Raw genomic sequence first — 16,053 nt, 5'->3', positions numbered from 1 at the left:
CTGGTCCCCTCGGTTGTCCTTGGCTCCCCTTGGTTCCCCTTGGTTCCCCTTGGTTCCCCTTGGTCCCCGTTGGTTCTCACGTTCTGCGCGTTCCGCCGCGAGCAACCTTGGCGGGCGCCGCGCGGTCCTGCCGGATGTCGGGGTCGGGCCGGCGCCCCCGCCGATCCGCCGGCCCCGGACAAGAGGCGCGTTCCCGAGTGTTGGGGTGAGGAGCGGGATGACGAATCTCCATACCGTCGTGACGTGGATCGACGCACGCGAGAGGCTTCCCCGGAGCGGTGCACCGGTGGCAGCGGCGATCACGGGCCGGTACCCGGCGGACCGCGCCGGCGGGTCCGACGGCGAAGCGGGGGAGGAATTCTGGCTGGTGAGGCCGATGTACTTCACCACGCTGCACCGGGGCGAGGACGGGGTGGAGCACAGGGACTGCTTCGTCGACTCCGACGGAATCGTCCGTCTGCCCCACGGCCTCGCCAGTGCCGAAACGGTGACGCACTGGGCCGAACTGCCCGTGCTGCCCGGCCAGCAGACGCACATCGCACTGGGAGGGGACGTGCGGCCAGCCCTGCGCAACGCCTGGGACGCCCGCCCCACCACCTGACCGACACCCCCCCGACCCGTTGACGTCGCGTGCGGGACCGCTAGGAGAAGTCCAGCACCAAGCGGCCGCGCAGGCCGCCCGCTTCCAGGCGGCGGTGCGCCTCGGCCGCCTCCTCGGCGGGCAGCACGTCGGCGACGTGCAGCGTCAGGACGCCCTCCTCGGCCTGGCGGCGCAGCGCGTCCAGCCGGGCGGTGTCCGTGATGCCGTCCGTGACCATCACCGGGCGCACCCGGATGCCGCGTTCGGCCGGACCCGACCAGCCCCGCAACTCGGCCACGGTCCCGCCGTCGGCGACCGCCGACGTGATCTCAGTGGTCTGCATCGATGCGTCCACGAGGCCGGGAACGCCGTCCGGTGCCAGCGCGCGGATGCGGGCGGCGACCTCGGTGCCGCGCGCCACGACGTGGTCGGCGCCGAAGCCGCGGACCCGGTCGGTGTCGTGCGGGGCGGCGTCCGCGATGACGGTCAGGCCGTCGGCCTTGGCCAGTTCGACCGCGTACCCGCCGACGGCACCGGCCGCACCGGTCACGGCGACGGTGCCGCCGGGCGGTACGGCCAGCGCGTCCAGTGCCAGGCGTGCGGTCATCGCGTTCATGAGCAGGGTGGACGCCGCGGGGAAGTCCACTCCCTGGGGTACCGGCACCACCGAGGCGGCGGGCACCACGACGTGCTCGGCGTAGGCTCCGCCGTGCGCGCTGGTGAACAGCACCATGGCGACGACGCGTTGGCCCAGGGCGAGGCGGCCCGCGGTCCCGGCTCCGAGTTGGTCGATCACCCCTGCGGCGTCCATGCCGGGCACGAACGGGGGCCGCCGGTCGGGCATGCGCACGGCGTGGGCGCCTTGCCGCAGCAGGACGTCGGTCGGGTTCACGGCGGCCGCGTGCACCCGGATGCGGACCTCACCGGAGCCCGCCTGGGGTTCGGGCAATTCCATGACGCGCAGGGCTTCCGGACCGCCGAACACCTCAACACCTATGGCTTTCATGCCGGTTGCAACCGGCCTCGCCGGCGCGGCATTCCCTTGTTCCCCACCGTGACGGCAATCCGCCGGGGCGCGCTCCCGGACGCGGCCCGGGGTCGGCCGGCGGGAGCGTGGGGCGTCGGGGCGGGGTCAGGTCACCGGCCGGGTGTCGCGGAAGAGCTTGCCGGTGGGGCCGTTCTCGCCCAGGGTCGCCGCCCAGACGACGCCGCGTGCGCTGTCGGCGGCGGGGCGCGCGTGCTCCTCGTCGCCGCGTTCGGGGTGGGTGGCGGTTTCGCCCGGGTCGACGGCGTTGACGAGGATCGGCGTGCCCTTCAGGGCGCGGGCCAGGACGGTGGTGAGGACGTCGAGGGTGTGCTTGGCGAAGGAGTGGGCCGGGGCACGGAGGCCGGCCCCGAGGTCGAGCCCGGTGGCGATCTGTCGGGCGGAGAGGCTGGTGACGTTGACGATGCGGGCGGCGGGGGCGGCCCGCAGCAGCGGCAGCGTCGCCTGGACCAGTCGCCAGGGACCGAGCACGTCCACGTCCAGCGCGGACCGCACCGCGTCGAGGTCGGCGTCGAGTGCGGACAGGACGGTGAAGTCGACGGCGTCGCTAGCGTTGTTGATCAGGATGTCCAGGTGGCCGAAGCGGTGGGCTATGTGGTCGGCCGCCTGGTACATGCCGGCCGCGTCGGTGAGGTCCAGGCGCAGGGCCGTGGCCTGGTGGCCCTCCCGGCGCAGCCGTGCGGCCAGGTACTCCGCGCGGGAGACGTCGCGCGCGGTGAGGAGCACGTGGTGGTCGAGTCGGGCGAGTTGCCGGGCGACCGCGAAGCCGAGGCCGATGGCGCGGCTGGTGCCGGTGATGAGTGCGACCTTCGTCGTCATGCCGTTTTCCTTCCGTGGTGGGGGCGGGTGCCGACCGGGACCGTCGGCCGCCGGGTGCGGGTGCGGGTGCGGGTGCGGGGCGAACTCCCTTGCTGAGTAAGGGGGTTCACTGTTGGGCGTGCGGTGCGCGTCCGGGCAGGAGCCCGACGAGCAGCAGGGTCAGGAAGTACAGGCCGGCGCAGAGGGCGAAGACCAGTTGCGCGGCGGCGAAGTAGGCGTGCGGGGAGGGGTTTCCCAGTCCGGCGAAGAACGCGGTGCCCAGGGCGGCGACGCCGATGGCGCTGGCGAACTGCTGGACGGCGTTGAGCAGGCCGGCGCCGGTGCCGACCTCCTCGGCGGAGGCGTCGCCGAGGATGAACTCGAACAGCGGGACGAACACCAGGCCCGCGCCGCATCCCGTCACGAACAGCGACGGCGCCAGCTCGCCGACGGTGAGTGCGGCGCCCCAGTGGTGGGTGGACCACCACAGGACGAGCAGACCGAGGACGGCGAGGGACAGTCCGATGTGCAGGGCCGCCCGTCCCAGTCGCCTCCCGAGCGCTCCCCCGCCGAACAGGACGGCGGCGGCGGTGCCCAGGGCCCACGGAATCAGCGTCAGGCCGGTGCGCAGCGGCGTCCAGCCCATGCCGAGTTGCAGCAGCAGGTTGATGACCAGCACAAACGCGCTCAGCGCAGCGTGGAAGCCGGCGACGACGAGCAGGCCGACGACGAAGCTGCGCTTGCGGAACAGGGACGGCGCGATGACCGGGTGCCTGCTGCGGCGCTCGGAGACGACGAACAGCGCGAACATCACGACTGAGGCCGTCATCATCGCGTAGGTCCAGGCCGGCCAGCCGAGTTCGCGCCCCTGGATGAGCGGGACGATCAGCAGGGCGGAGCCGGCGGTGAGCAGGCCCACACCGGTCAGGTCGAGGCGGGCATCGGGATCCTCGCCACCGCTGCGGGGCAGCACGCGCCGGCCGAGCACGAGGGCGAGGACGCCGAAGGGCACGTTGATCAGGAAGATCGAGCGCCACTGGCTGCCGAACAGGTTCAGGTGCAGCAGCCAGCCGGCGAGGATCGGCCCGGCGACCATGGCCAGGCCCATGATCGGCCCGAACGGCATCAGCGCCGCGCGCAGGCGTTCGGGCGGGAAGACGACCTTCACCAGCGTCATGCCCTGCGGGATCAGCACGGATCCGAACAGGCCCTGCAGCAGTCGCGCGACGATCAGGAAGGCGGGGCCGGGAGCGAGGCCGCAGGCCAGCGAGGTGAGGGTGAATCCGGCCATGCCGATGAGGAACAGCCGGCGGCGGCCGAGCACGTCGCCGAGCCGGCCCGAGGTGATCAGGCCGAGCGCGAAGGCCGCGGTGTAGGCGGACAGCGTCCACTGCAAGGTCATCGGCCCGCCGCCGAGGTCGGCCCGGATGGCTGGCCCGGCGAGGTTGGCGACGCTGGAGTCGACGAGGTCCATGACCTCGCCGAGGAGGACGACGACCAGCACGAGCCAGGTGGCGCGCGAGGGCACCGCGGCAGGGCTGTCGCGAGCGGAAGAACGTTGTTCGAGAGTCACGAACGACATTTCACACACGAACACCGATCGCGTCAAGACGAACGACGTTCGCTAGCAAAGGAACGAGGTTCGTTCATCCGGTATGCTCGGTACATGCCACCGACTCCTCAGCAACGGCGCGCAGCGCGGCACCACCAGCCCGTTCCCGATGCGAGCGCCCCAGCGGCGCGAGGTCGGCGGGCGAAGCCGATCACCGTGGACGCCGTCGTCGATGCGGCGCTCGACGTCGTGGCCCAGGAGGGCTACGGGGCCCTGACCATGCGCCGCGTCGCCACCGCCCTGGAGACCGGACCGGCCTCGCTGTACGCGCACGTCGTCAACAAGGACGACCTCGACGAGCTGCTCATCGGCCGCCTGTGCGCCGAGGTCGAGCTGCCGGAACCAGACCCCGACGCATGGCGGGAGCAGATCACCGACGTCTGCACCCAGCTGCGCGACCAGTACCTGCGCTACCCCGGCATCTCCCGGGCCGCCCTCGCCACCGCCCCCACCAACGAGGACACCCTGCGCATCGCCGAAGGCATGCTCGCCCTCCTCCTCGCCGGAGGCATCGCCCCGCAGACCGCCGCCTGGGGCATCGACTCCCTGATGCTCTACGTCAACGCCTACGCCCTTGAGGTCGCGCTGGTCAGCCGCCCCGGCGGCGAATGGGTCGTCAGCCGGGACGAACTGCTGAGCCGGTTCGCCAACTTGCCCGACACCTTCCCGCAGACCAAGCGCCACGCCGCCGAACTCACCTCGGGAGCCGAGCACGAACGCTTCGACTTCACGGTCGCGTTGATGCTCGACGGGCTCGCACGCCGCTGAGACCGGCCCGCGCCGGCGCGCCCGAACGCGGCGAGCCGCAGCCCGCGGGGAAATCCGTTCGCGGCCGGCATGAGGTGCCGCACCCGAGGGAACCGATGGAGCGACATCATCGTCTACACGTCTGTAGACGATGATGTCGCGTCGGGTGGCCGAGGGAGGGGAGGGACGATGGCACGCAGAGGCGTCGCGATGCTCGCGCTGCTGTTCTCCGGTCTCCTGTTGCTCCTGACCATCGGTCACCACCCGCCGCCCTGGGGGGAGGAGAGCGAGACCGGCGTCACCTGGTCGACGGCCCAGGCACCGGCTCCCCGCTACGACGAAGCGGAGGACGACGCGGGCGACCAGACCCAACTCTCCGACGCGGAGGCTCCCGTCGTCCTGCCCGACGGCGACGTCGGCGCATCCCCGGAGGTCGCGCGCGCCGTCGGGACGGCACCGCACGACGGCCTGTGCTCCGCGGCCGACCCCGTGGCACAGCAGTGCCGCGCGGGGCGGACCTCCGGCGCCGGCCGGCCACCGGATCCGGTCACGCTGCAAGTGATCCGCTGCTGAGCGGCAGCGCGCTCCCGCCCGTCACGGCACGCGTCTGATCGACGGTGGCCCGGCCCCTGGGATCGGGCCCTCGCCGGACATCGACGCGCACTCCCGTCACGGGTGCACGGAGCACGCCGCGTCCTCGCCGCAACCACTGACCGAGAAGAGCCAGAGGTCGATCATGCATGCCTTCCTCACCGACACGCGTTCCCGCACCGCACCCCCCACGGACTCCGCGCCGACGTCCGGCCCGCCCACCGCACGCGCCCTGTTCATCGGCTGCTCCGACGCGGGCGTCCCACCCGCCCTCCTGACCGGCGCAGCCCCCGGTGAGCTGTACGAACTGCGTACCGCCGCACAGATCATCCCGAGGTTCCGACCCGGCGCGCACTGCGGCGTCGGCGGAACCCTGGAGTTCGCCCTGGGGGTCCTCGGGGTCCGCGACGTGATCCTCTGCGGCCACGGCAACTGCACCGCGCTGCACTCCCTCCGACGGGACCCGTCCGTCGCCGATCTGCCGCTCGTTCACAACTGGTTCAGTCGCGCCGCCCATCGCACGCGTGCGGACGACGCCCATCAGCACGCAGGTCCGACGTCCTCGACGGCGGCCGAGCAGCGCCATCTGCTGGCGCAGCTGCACCATTTGCGCACCTACCCGTGTGTCACCCGCCGCCTCGCGAAGCGCCAGGTCACGCTCCATGCCTGGCACCACGACGACGCCACGGGAGACGTGTTGGCGTGGTGTGCGACGCGGCGGTCCTTCCGGCCGATCTAGCCTCACCGAGGTCACCCGGTACGCCGTTGGCTGACGGGCGGTGACTCCGTACCCGCGTGCCCGTTCGGCCCGGCCGCCCCGGCGAACCCCGGCGGCCGGGCCGAACGCACCGCGGGCCTTTCGTTCTCAGCGAAGGCCGGGTGGCCGGCGACGGGAGCGGGGCCTGTCCGGACGTCGCGCAGGGGCGGTTGCCGGTGCCCGCCGCCTGCGCGACGGCCCCGAGGAAGACCGTAGGGACAGGGCGCTCATGCGTTCCAAGACCAGTTTCGCTATGTGCACATAGCCACAGGGCCTGAAGGACGGCGGACCGCCGCGCCGTGCGGGGATTCCTGTGTGGCCGCTCGGCCGCGGCAGGGCTCGGGGCGGCAGTCGCGCGAACTCGGGGGCGCGGAGGCACTGTTCGGGGTGCTGTCCGGCCACCGGCCGACCGGTGGCCCGGCAGCGCGTGTCCGCCGAGGTCGCGTCCGCCTGCCGCGTCGTTGCGGCGTACCCACTTTTTTGTGGGTACTTGGCAGCGCCTGGCGGCCCGGGCGAACCTTGTGGGGCGCAGTCAGGGGCGGTCGCCGGAGTTCGACGGGAGGAAGTGGCGTCGCGTCAGGAGGCCGACGCGGAAGCGGCGAGCTTCGCCAGGCGGCGGTGGCCCCAGTCGGACAGGGGCGCCAACGCCTCGGCGAGGTCACGACCGAACTCCGTCAGGGAGTAGACGGTCTTGAGCGGCAGCGCCTCGTGCACTTCCCGGTGCACCAGTCCGTCCGCCTCCATCTCGCGGAGCGCCTGGGTCAGCACCTTCTCGCTGAGGCCCGGCACCTGCCGGCGCAGCTCACCGGGACGGTAGGGACCCGACTCCAGCCGCCAGAGCAGGGCCGTCTTCCACTTGCCGTCGATCACGGCGACCGCGGCGGTCACCCCACAGACATTCAGGTCTTGGGCACGACTGCGCGTCATGTTCATCCCTTTCATCGCATTCATCACGTTTTATCAAGGAGTTGGATCTTGTCCAGGCACTCTGAACAGTCTGCCGTCACCGTGCTCGGTCTGGGGCCGATGGGCCGGGCCCTGGCCGGCGCCTTCCTCGACGCGGGGCTGCGGACCACGGTCTGGAACCGCACGCCGGGCAGGGACGCGGAGTTGGTGGCACGAGGAGCGGTCGCCGCGCCAACGGCGGCGGAGGCGGTCGCCGCGAGCGCACTGACCGTGGTCTGCGTGGTGAACTACGACGCGGCGGATGCCGTCCTGCGGCCCGATGCGGTCGCCGACGCGCTCAAGGGGCGCACGGTGGTGAACCTGTCCGCCGACACTCCGGACCGGGCCCGGGACACGGCGCACTGGGCGTCCGAGCGCGGCATCGGGTACCTGGACGGTGCGATCATGACGCCGACCACCACCATCGGAACGTCCGCCGCGGTGTTCCTCCACAGTGGTCCGGCGGAACTCCATCGGGAGCACCGTCCCGTGCTGGAGGCGTTGGGCGGCAGCCACACGCACCTCGGCGAGGAGATCGGGCGCGCGGCGGCGTACGACGTCGCACTGCTCGACGTCTTCTGGACCGCGATGGCGGGCTACGTGCACGCGCTGGCGGTGGCGCGGGCCGAGGGCGTCACCGCGCGGGAACTGGCGCCGTTCGCCAAGGGCATCGGTGCGATCCTCCCGCCGCTCTTCGACCAGTTCGCCGAGGACGTGGACGGCGGCGGGTTCTCCGGCGCGGGCAACCCGCTCACCTCTGCGGTGTCGTCCATGGCCCACATCGTCCACACCTCCGAGGCCCACGGCATCGATGCCGGTGTGATGCGCGCGGCGGAGGGCATGGCCCGTCGCGCCGTCGGACTGGGCCATGGGGAGGACGGGTTCAGCCGTCTCGCCGAGGTCCTCGGACGACGCTGACCGGGCCCCGTAGGGCGGGTCGCGGGGTCGTGGTGGCCGCGCGGCGCTTGAGGTCCCCGTGCCCGGGGCGGGGTGCCGGTGTCCGCCCTGCCCCGTCGCCAGGGCGGACACCGGTGCGCGCTCGCGTTACGAGCGCGGGTCGATGGGGGCGAGCACGCCGAAGTGACGTTCGATCACCTCGGCGGCCGCCAGGCACCGGTCCTCGCGGTACATCTGCCCGATGAGCTGGACGCCCTGCGGCATGCCGTCCGCGAAGCCGGTGGGCACGCTCACCGCCGGCACGCCGACGAGGGAGGTCACCGTGCACAGGGCCCCGGCCAGCATCATCCGGGCGTGGCTCTCGGCGTCGGTGTCGTCGGGAAGCAGGTCGAACCCGGGCACGGGCTGGGGGCAGGTGGCGCCGAGGAGCAGCGGGTAGGCGTCGAGCAGCTCGGCCCAGTCACGTTGGAGGGAGAGCCGGACCCCGGTCTGCCGGAGGAACTCGTCGAGTGCGGTGTGCGGGGTGCGTTCCATGAACAGGTCGAGGTGCTGGGCGCCCTTCTCGGTGAGCAGCTTCCTGATCCGGGGCCACTTCACGCCGAACTCGGTCATGATGAGCGTCCCGTAGCACTCCAGGGTCTCGCCCAGCCGGGGGATCTGCACCTCCTCCACGACGTGGCCCGCCCGCTCCAGGACGGTGGCGGCCTCGTCGAGGGCGGCGCGGATCTGCGGGTGGATGCCCGCTCCGGCCGGATCGGCCACGACGCCGACCCGCAGCGGGCCGGTCGCGTCGGCCCCGTAGGCGGGCACCGGGACCGCCCGCGGATCCTCCGGGTCCGCGCCCGCCAACGTCTCGTAGGCGGCGCGCAGGTCGGCGACGGAGCGGGCGATCGGGCCGTCGACGGGGATGAGTTGGGAGGCCAGCATCGGTTCCTGGCCCATGATGCGGTGGTCGGCGGCGAAGCGCCCGTAGCTCGGCTTCAGCGCCGCCACGCCGTTGAAGGCCGCGGGCATGCGCACGGAGCCGCCCGAGTCGTTGCCGAGGCCGAGCGCGGCCATGCCGACCGCCACCGCCACCCCGTCCCCGCTGCTGCTCCCGCCCGGGGTCTTCGACGGGTCCCAGGGGTTGTACGTCCTGCCGTACAACTGGCTCGCGGGGTCCGAGGAGATCGCCAGGTCGGGCATGTTGGCGTGGCCGATCGGGATGGCTCCCGCGGCGCGGAGCCGGCGCACCGGCGGGGAGTCGGCCTCGGCCACGTGATCGCGGAACCTCCGCACGCCGTGCGTGGTCGCCCATCCCGCCACGTGGATGTTCTCCTTGACGGTGAAGGGCACGCCGGCCAGCGGACCGGGCCGCTCCCCCGCCGCGCGGCGCCGGTCGGCGGCGCGCGCGGCCTCGCGGGCGCCGTCCGCCATGAGTTGGGTGACGGCGTTCACGGTCGGATTGACCGCCGCGACGCGCGCCAGGTGGGCCTCCACGACCTCGGCCGCCGAGACCTCGCCGCGGGCGACGGTCGCAGCCAACTCCGTCGCGTTCAGCTTCCACAGTTCCGTGTTCATGGCGTCGGTGGGTCGCCCGCTCCGCCCTCGTGGCGAGCGCGCGGCCCTGCCCCCTTCCCCTCGCTGCGGCGTGCCGACGCCAGGGCACGCCATGACGTCGGGCACTCCTTCGTTCCGATGCGCTTGCATCACATCCTATGCTGGGAAGCGATGCAAGCGCATTACTACGAGGAGGGCGGGCGAACGATGCCCAGGCAGGTGGACCACGAGGAACGGCGGCGCCGGATCGCCCAGGCGGTGTGCGCGCTCGCCGACAGCAGCGGCCTGGAGGGCGTGACCCTGCGCGACGTCGCCACCCGGGCCGGCGTGTCGATGGGAGCGGTCCAACGCTGCTTCCGCACCAAGCAGGAGATGCTCGTCTTCGCGCTCGACCACATCGGCGAACGGGTCACCGAGCGGGTGACCGAACGCGCACGGCCCCGCACCGACACGACTGCCGACCCCGACCCGGCGAGCGCGACGCTGGCGCGGGTACTGGGCGAGGTCGCCCTGGTCGACGAGGCGCACCGGGCCGAGGCCCGGGTCTGGCTGGCGTTCGTCGCGCAAGCCGCCGTGACGCCCGAACTCGCCGCCGCGCTGCGCAACCGCTACACCGCGCTGCACCCCCTGCTCGTGCGCCTGCTCGGCGCGGGCCGCGCCGACTCCCCCGCTGCGGACGGGGACGTCGGCGCCGGCCCGGATCACGAGCCGCACCAGGCGGCGCGCACACTCCTCGCCCTCGCCGACGGCCTGACCACCCACGTCCTGATCGGCCACCTCACCCCGCAGGCCGCGCTCGCGCTCCTCCACGCCCAGATCGGCGCGCTCACCCGGACGAGCCCACCGGCCGCGCTCCCCGCCCACGGGACAGGCGGCCCGGCCCCCGCCAACGACGAGGAGGGGGCGGCGAAGTGACGTCGCTGTCCGCACCGGCGCAGGCTCACGGTGCGGTGAAACGTGCGGTGGCCAGGTCGTGGCCCTCGGCGGAGACCAGACGGACGCCGGAGAGCGCGGCGTGGTCCCCGGGGGCCGGGACGCCCCAGTAGCCGTACCCGTGGTGGAGCTCGAAGGTGCCGAGCCGGACGGTCGACCCGTCGGACCGCTCCAGCAGGCACGTCACCTTGCCGCTGTACGGGAGTCCCGCATCGGCGAGGTCGACGGACATGAAGACCCAGCCCGGCGGCCCGCGGTAGACGTAGAGGTCACCGGCCTGTTGGCGATGTCCCGCACCGGCTCCCGTCAGGTGCGCGTGCAGCATCCCCGCCGCGGCCGGGGCGGAGGGGGCGGGGCCGGCCACGACGTCCTCGACGGCGGTGCCCAGTGCCCAGCCGGCGAAGCCGAAGCCGAGCGCGAGTACGGCCAGGGCGGACGCCACCCGCAGCCAGACGCCCTTGCGCAGCGCTCCGTACCGGGCCCCGAAGCCGCGCGCGGCGTCCCGCCCGTCCCGCGCGGCCCGGGCCCGGGCCAGCCGACGCACCACCCTGGTCTCGAATCCGGCCGGCGGCTCACTGCCGGGCAGCAGGCCGAGCAGCCCGTCTCCGACGCGGGCCAGCTGCCCGATGTACTCCCGGCAGTCCGCGCAGCGGTCCAGATGGGCGGTCGCCTCGGCCCGCTCCCGGCCCGAGAGCACGCCCAGGGCCAGTTCGGCACCGGCCTGGTGCAACTGCGTGCAGGACAGGTCCTCAGCCATGGTCGCCTCCCTTCGGAGACGCGGGGTGCGGGTTCGTGGGCGTCGGGGGCGCGGCGCCCGGGTGCGGACGTTCGGGGGCGGTGAGGGTGGCGCGCAGCTTGCCCATCGCGGCCCTGATCCGCGTCTTGGCGGTGCCCAGCGGAATGTGCTCCCGGTCGGCGACCTGCCGGGCGGTCATCCCGTACAGGCCCGCCATCACCAGGGCGCGGCGCTGTTCGTACGGGAGCCGTGCCACCGCCGCCCGCAGGGTGGCCGACGCCTCGTCGGCCAGTGCCTGCTGTTCGGGGGTCTCGGTCACCGCGCTCAGGAGGGCGTCGAGGTCCTCCGGCGCCACCGGGTCCGGTTGGCGCGATCGGACGGCGTCGATGGCGAGGTTGTGCGCGATGGTCGTCAGCCAGGCGGTCACGGAGCCGCGGCGGGAGTCGTAGACCTGGGCGTGCCGCCACGCGCGCTCGAACGTCTGCTGGGCGATGTCCTCGGCCAGCTGGGGATCTCGGGTGACCGCGACGGCCACGCCGAAGACGGTGTGCTGGAAGCGCCGCACGAACGTGACGGCGAGCTCCGGGTCACCGGTGGCCAGGCCAGCCAGCAGCGCCTCGTCCGGGATGCGTCCGACCGGGAGCTGCAACCACTGCATACCCCTACGTACGGTCCGGCCCGGCCCGGGGATTGCTGCCGGGCGGCGACGGAATGGCACGCTCCCATTCTCCTCCTCCGCCACCGCCCCTCCAGGAGGGGGACGGCCCGCTCACGGGGCGGGGCGCGGGGTCCGTGGACGCTGCCCGTTGCGCACGGACGAGCCGGGGCGGGCGCCCGGAGCGGCGGGCGTGCGCGCCGCCGTCACGCCCCACCAGGCACCGAGCGCGACCAGGAACGTCACCTCGGTGACGAGGGCCGAGATCCCGTACGGGGGTTCCCAGCCTTCTTCGTGGTAGCCCGGCAGCCCGACGGGGCGCGACAGCGCGAAGCCCAGGACCATGCCCGCACTGACCAGCGCGCCCAGTACCCAGGCCGGCGTCGGGTTCCGGCGCGCGAGCCCGAGGGCGGCGACGACCAGCGCCACGCCGCCGACGAGGAACAGGCCGCCCACGTACGGCACTTCCGCGAGGTGTTCGGGCACCAGCATGAGGTGGACGACGGCGTTGAGGAGGGCGCAACCGGCCGCGGCGCCCCTCAGCACGGCCTCGCCTGGACGCGCAGACATCACAGATATCGCAGATATCGCAGGCATCGCAGGCATTGAAGACGTCGCAGCCTCCCGGAACCGCCCGGTCGGGACGTCCGGTGTACGTGTGGGGCGGCGAAGGGTTCAAGGTCCAGTCGACGGCCCCCCGGCCTGCGGTCCGGCGGTGGTCTCGTACGGCCGGTACAGCCGTGCGTACGCCGCGCTGCGGGCGAGCAGTTCCCGATGCGTGCCGCGGGCGGTGACGCGACCGTGATCGAGGAGCAGGATCCGGGTGGCATCGCGGACGGTGAGCAGGTCGTGCGAGATCAGGATCGTCGTGCGGCCGCGCATCAGCCGGCGCAGGGGGTGCAGGATGCGCCGGCCGGATTCCGCGTCGAGGCCGGTGGTCGGCTCGTCGAGGACGAGCAGCGGCGCGTCGCGGACCATGGCGCGGGCGATGGCCAGGCGCTGGCGCTGTCCGCCGGAGAGCAGCCGGCCGCGCTGGCCGACCACCGTGTCGTAGCCGTCGGGGAGTTGGCTGATGAAGCCGTGGGCGTCCGCTGCACGGGCGGCGGCGACGATCTCGGCGTCGCCCACGCCGGGCCGGCCGTAGACGATGTTGTCGCGCACCGTGCCGTGGAGGACCAGGGTCTCCTGGAGGAGCACGGCGACGTTGTCCCGCAGGGCGTCCAGGCTCAGGTCGCGAAGGTCGTGCCCGTCGAGGCGGACGCTGCCTCGGTCCGGGTCGTAGAAGCGCAGCAGCAGCTTGGCGACGGTCGTCTTCCCCGCACCGCTGGCGCCCACGAGTGCCAGCGTCTCGCCCGGCGCCACCCGGAACGAGACCCCCACCAGGGCGGGCGCGGTGGCACCCGGGTAACGGAAGGAGACGTCGTCGAAGGCGATCTCGCCACGACAGCGTCCCGGCGTCCGGGGAGTCGCGCGCTGGCGGACCTGCGGCCGCTGGTCGAGCAGTTCGATGATCCGCTCCGCGGAGGCCGACGCGGAGGAGAAGGTGTTGCTGAGCCCGGACAGACCGCGGATGGGGCTGTAGAGCCTGCTGAGCAACGTGAGGAAGACCATCAGGCCGCCCAGGGTGAGCTGGCCCCGGATCAGTTCCCAGGTCCCCAGACCCAACACCAGCAGCGCGCCGACCACTTCGATGAGCTCGACGGCCGTGGCGTACACCGCGCCGAGGCGGGCGGAGGCCATGACGGCCCGGAATCGACCGAGGTTCTCCCGCTCGAACCGGCCGTGCTCCCAGCGCTGCCGGTTGTACGCCTGCACGAGCGCGATGTTGCCCAGGGTCTCCTCGGCGATCGCACTGATCGATCCGCTGCGCCGCCGCCGCTCCCGCGCCACGGTCTTGACGCGCCGGGAGAACCACCGGGCGGTGCACCAGAACATCGGCACGATGACGACGGCCAGCAGCGTCAGGTGCCAGCTCAGGTAGGACAGCACGCCGAGGAAGACGCCCAGCCGCACGACCTGTGCGAGGGCGTTCACGATCCCGGAGAGCAGGAAGGTCTCGACCGCGTCGACGTCGCCGGTCATCCGGGAGAGCACGTCACCGAGCCGCCGCCGCTCGAAGAAGCCGGGCGACAGGCCCTCGACGTGGCGGAAGAGCGCCGAGCGCAGCGCCAGCAGGAACCGCTCACTGACCCAGGTGGAGGTCACGTCGTCGGCGAAGTCCAGGGCCCCGGCCAGGAGGGTGAGGCCCAGGAAGGCGAGGGCGACCGGGACGAGGAGGTGCGGATCGCGCGGGATCAGCACGTCGTCGATGAGGATCTTGAAGAGCCAGACCTCGGCCGCATCGACGACGGGCCCCAGCACCACGAGGCCCAGGATCACCACGAACCACGGGCGGCCACCGCGCGTGTAGGGCCAGAACCGACGGAACACCTCGCGCAGCGCCACCGGCGGAGCGGCCTCGACGACCGCGTCGGCGCCACCGGAAGCACGGGCCGCGGGCGGCGACTTCGTCGTCCGCCACCACCGCTCGCACGTCCGCTCCCGCGCGCCCGCGGACGGCGTGGCCGCCCCGGCCGCGTCGGCGCCCCGGGCGTCACCGCGGGTGCAGCAGCGCGGTCCCGCGCGGCTCACGTCGCCTCACCGACCCGTGCGGCCGGGCGGGGCGCCCGGCCGCTGACGGCCACTTGAACACTCAGTACCTCCCTTCGCGGTCCCGGTCGCGATCGCGGCCACCGTCATGGCCATGGTCCCGATCGTCCCGCCCGCGCCGGTCGCGGTCCCGGTCGTCCCGGTCCCCGTGCCGACCCCTCTCGCCGTGGTCGCCATGGCCGCGGCCCATTGCGGGAACGAGCGTTGCGAAGACTCCCATGATCGCCCCTTCCTCCGACCCACCCCCTCGACCACCGGTACGGAACAGCGGCGCAAAGGGATTGCCGTGCAAAGGGATTGCCGCGCCGAGGGGTTGCGCGGGGGTGGTGCCGACGTGCCGCGCGGGCCGTCGACCGCTCAGACGAAGCACGCGTTCATGCCCGCGACGTCGGAGGGGTGGGCCTCGATGCGCGCGAGCGCGAAGTGCAGACCGTAGGGCGCGATCTTCCCGGTCCGCGCCGCGACTTCGTCGGCGCCTTCCGCGCCGGTACCGGTCACGGCTCCAGGATGACCTTGCCGAACTTCCCCGGGCCCGCCAGCCTGGCGTAGGCGTCGGCGTAGCGGTCCAGCGGGAAGGTCGCCTCGACGGGTACCCGCAGGCGCCCCTCGGCCAGGAGCGGGACGACGGCGGTGCGCAGGGTGGCCGCGAGGAGCGCCTTCTCCGCCGGGGAGCGGCCGCGCAGGGTGGTGCCGATCAACTGGGCGCGCGCGAGCATCAGGTCGAACATCCGCAACGGCGCCACCGAGCCGCCCTGGACCCCCACCACGAGGATCTTCCCGCGGGCGCGCAGCAGCGCGACCCGCCGGAGGCAGTCCTCGCCTCCGACCAACTCGACGATGACGTCGTACGGCGCCCGTTCGCCCTCCTCAGCGGGAACGACCACCTCCACGCGGCCCCCGACGGGGGCGAGTTGCCCGACGCGGTCGTGCAGTGCGGGCCGGCGCACGCTCGCCACGACGCGGGCGCCGGCGACGGCAGCCACCTGCACCATCGCCGTGCCGACCCCGCCCGCGGCTCCGGTGACCAGCACCCGGTCCCCGGCGCGCGTCCCGGCTTGGATCACCAGCGCGTCCCAGGCGGTGCCGAACGCCTCCGGGAAACCGGCCGCCTCCCGCCAGGACAACCCGGCGGGGACCGGAAGCAGCAACTCGACGGGGACCACGATCCGTTCGGCGTGGCCACCGCCGCCCACGAGGGCCATGACCCGGTCGCCGACCTCCACCCCCGTCGCCCCCGGGCCGAGCTGCTCGACCTCGCCGGCGATCTCCAGTCCGGGGACGTCGGCGGGCCAGCCCGGGGGCGCCGGGTAGTCGCCCCGGGCCTGTTGGAGGTCGGCCGCGTTGAGCCCGGCGGCGCGCACCCGCACCACCACCTGGCCGGGCCCGGGGACCGGATCGGCGCGCCGTTCGAGCCGGAAGGCGCCCCTGCCGTCGATCACGACTGCTCGCATGCGCGCGAATCTACTCCCCGGGCGGCGGGACACCGGGAGGTGTCGGTGCCGTCCTTCAACTCCCCATGCCGCAACGGCCGCAGCCGCCCCGGGCCGGCTCGCCGGCCCGGGGCACGTC

At 73.4% G+C, this 16,053-nt stretch carries 17 protein-coding genes; 6 read left to right on the top strand and 11 right to left on the bottom strand.

All coding sequences use genetic code 11. The features are described from left to right. Positions 1–217 precede the first annotated feature (217 nt). Entirely contained in the window at positions 218–601 is a 384-nt protein-coding gene (locus ACJ6WD_RS29770) for an AQJ64_40280 family protein (RefSeq protein WP_331247899.1), read from the top strand. A gap of 40 nt (positions 602–641) precedes the next feature. On the opposite strand, the gene ACJ6WD_RS29765 is transcribed toward ACJ6WD_RS29770, so the two are convergent. The 3 genes from ACJ6WD_RS29765 to ACJ6WD_RS29755 form a co-directional block, all read right to left on the bottom strand. Further along, complete coding sequence (locus ACJ6WD_RS29765; RefSeq protein ID WP_233660957.1) at positions 642–1,586, bottom strand: NADP-dependent oxidoreductase; 945 nt, start codon at positions 1,584–1,586, stop codon at positions 642–644. A gap of 126 nt (positions 1,587–1,712) precedes the next feature. Continuing rightward, positions 1,713–2,444: an SDR family NAD(P)-dependent oxidoreductase gene (locus tag ACJ6WD_RS29760; protein ID WP_407616895.1), complete on the bottom strand. Its 732-nt coding sequence runs from the start codon at positions 2,442–2,444 to the stop codon at positions 1,713–1,715. 106 nt (positions 2,445–2,550) lie between these two features. Continuing rightward, the gene (locus ACJ6WD_RS29755) at positions 2,551–4,005 is read right to left on the bottom strand and encodes an MFS transporter (RefSeq protein ID WP_233660959.1); all 1,455 of its coding nucleotides are present in this window, start codon (positions 4,003–4,005) and stop codon (positions 2,551–2,553) included. 84 nt (positions 4,006–4,089) lie between these two features. Here ACJ6WD_RS29755 and ACJ6WD_RS29750 point away from each other — a divergent pair, with 84 nt between their 5' ends. The 3 genes from ACJ6WD_RS29750 to ACJ6WD_RS29740 all read left to right on the top strand — a co-directional run bounded on the left by ACJ6WD_RS29750 (position 4,090) and on the right by ACJ6WD_RS29740 (position 6,112). Further along, on the top strand, positions 4,090–4,803 hold the full coding sequence (locus tag ACJ6WD_RS29750; protein WP_233660960.1) for a TetR/AcrR family transcriptional regulator: 714 nt from the start codon (positions 4,090–4,092) through the stop codon (positions 4,801–4,803). 168 nt (positions 4,804–4,971) lie between these two features. Then, positions 4,972–5,355 (top strand): hypothetical protein, encoded by a 384-nt coding sequence (locus ACJ6WD_RS29745; RefSeq protein ID WP_407616894.1) that lies wholly within the window; start codon positions 4,972–4,974, stop codon positions 5,353–5,355. A 163-nt stretch (positions 5,356–5,518) separates the two neighbouring features. Continuing rightward, positions 5,519–6,112, top strand: a complete 594-nt coding sequence (locus tag ACJ6WD_RS29740) for a carbonic anhydrase (protein WP_407616893.1) — start codon at positions 5,519–5,521, stop codon at positions 6,110–6,112. Positions 6,113–6,706: 594 nt separating this feature from the next. Here the strand turns inward: ACJ6WD_RS29740 and ACJ6WD_RS29735 are convergent. Next, on the bottom strand, positions 6,707–7,057 hold the full coding sequence (locus tag ACJ6WD_RS29735) for a helix-turn-helix domain-containing protein (protein ID WP_233660963.1): 351 nt from the start codon (positions 7,055–7,057) through the stop codon (positions 6,707–6,709). Positions 7,058–7,105: 48 nt separating this feature from the next. Here ACJ6WD_RS29735 and ACJ6WD_RS29730 point away from each other — a divergent pair, with 48 nt between their 5' ends. After that, on the top strand, positions 7,106–7,993 hold the full coding sequence (locus ACJ6WD_RS29730; RefSeq protein WP_407616892.1) for an NAD(P)-dependent oxidoreductase: 888 nt from the start codon (positions 7,106–7,108) through the stop codon (positions 7,991–7,993). Positions 7,994–8,119: 126 nt separating this feature from the next. On the opposite strand, the gene ACJ6WD_RS29725 is transcribed toward ACJ6WD_RS29730, so the two are convergent. Continuing rightward, positions 8,120–9,532, bottom strand: a complete 1,413-nt coding sequence (locus tag ACJ6WD_RS29725; protein WP_407616891.1) for an amidase — start codon at positions 9,530–9,532, stop codon at positions 8,120–8,122. Positions 9,533–9,718: 186 nt separating this feature from the next. On the opposite strand from ACJ6WD_RS29725, the gene ACJ6WD_RS29720 reads away from it, so the two are divergent. Beyond that, the gene (locus ACJ6WD_RS29720; RefSeq protein WP_407616890.1) at positions 9,719–10,426 is read left to right on the top strand and encodes a TetR/AcrR family transcriptional regulator; all 708 of its coding nucleotides are present in this window, start codon (positions 9,719–9,721) and stop codon (positions 10,424–10,426) included. Between the two features lie 25 nt (positions 10,427–10,451). Here the strand turns inward: ACJ6WD_RS29720 and ACJ6WD_RS29715 are convergent, their stop codons facing one another. The 6 genes from ACJ6WD_RS29715 to ACJ6WD_RS29690 form a co-directional block, all read right to left on the bottom strand. After that, positions 10,452–11,201 carry a zf-HC2 domain-containing protein gene (locus tag ACJ6WD_RS29715; RefSeq protein ID WP_376553704.1) on the bottom strand — a complete coding sequence of 250 codons (750 nt, stop codon included), beginning with the start codon at positions 11,199–11,201 and terminating at the stop codon, positions 10,452–10,454. Then, entirely contained in the window at positions 11,194–11,838 is a 645-nt protein-coding gene (locus ACJ6WD_RS29710) for an RNA polymerase sigma factor (RefSeq protein WP_407616889.1), read from the bottom strand. Before ACJ6WD_RS29710 ends, ACJ6WD_RS29715 begins: the two co-directional genes overlap by 8 nt. Before the next feature lie 111 nt (positions 11,839–11,949). Continuing rightward, complete coding sequence (locus ACJ6WD_RS29705; RefSeq protein ID WP_407616888.1) at positions 11,950–12,405, bottom strand: hypothetical protein; 456 nt, start codon at positions 12,403–12,405, stop codon at positions 11,950–11,952. 105 nt (positions 12,406–12,510) lie between these two features. Further along, positions 12,511–14,466: an ABC transporter ATP-binding protein gene (locus tag ACJ6WD_RS29700; protein WP_407616887.1), complete on the bottom strand. Its 1,956-nt coding sequence runs from the start codon at positions 14,464–14,466 to the stop codon at positions 12,511–12,513. 375 nt (positions 14,467–14,841) lie between these two features. Then, positions 14,842–14,982 (bottom strand): hypothetical protein, encoded by a 141-nt coding sequence (locus tag ACJ6WD_RS29695; RefSeq protein ID WP_407616886.1) that lies wholly within the window; start codon positions 14,980–14,982, stop codon positions 14,842–14,844. Continuing rightward, positions 14,979–15,935 carry an alcohol dehydrogenase catalytic domain-containing protein gene (locus tag ACJ6WD_RS29690; protein WP_376553713.1) on the bottom strand — a complete coding sequence of 319 codons (957 nt, stop codon included), beginning with the start codon at positions 15,933–15,935 and terminating at the stop codon, positions 14,979–14,981. Before ACJ6WD_RS29690 ends, ACJ6WD_RS29695 begins: the two co-directional genes overlap by 4 nt. Between the last annotated feature and the right edge of the window lie 118 nt (positions 15,936–16,053).

Origin of the sequence: Streptomyces sp. VTCC 41912, from assembly GCF_045799175.1 — a bacterium.
In the GTDB taxonomy this organism is placed as follows: domain Bacteria; phylum Actinomycetota; class Actinomycetes; order Streptomycetales; family Streptomycetaceae; genus Streptomyces; species Streptomyces albulus_C.
Note: the sequence above shows the minus strand (reverse complement) of the source record. Positions and strands in the feature narration are given on the sequence as shown.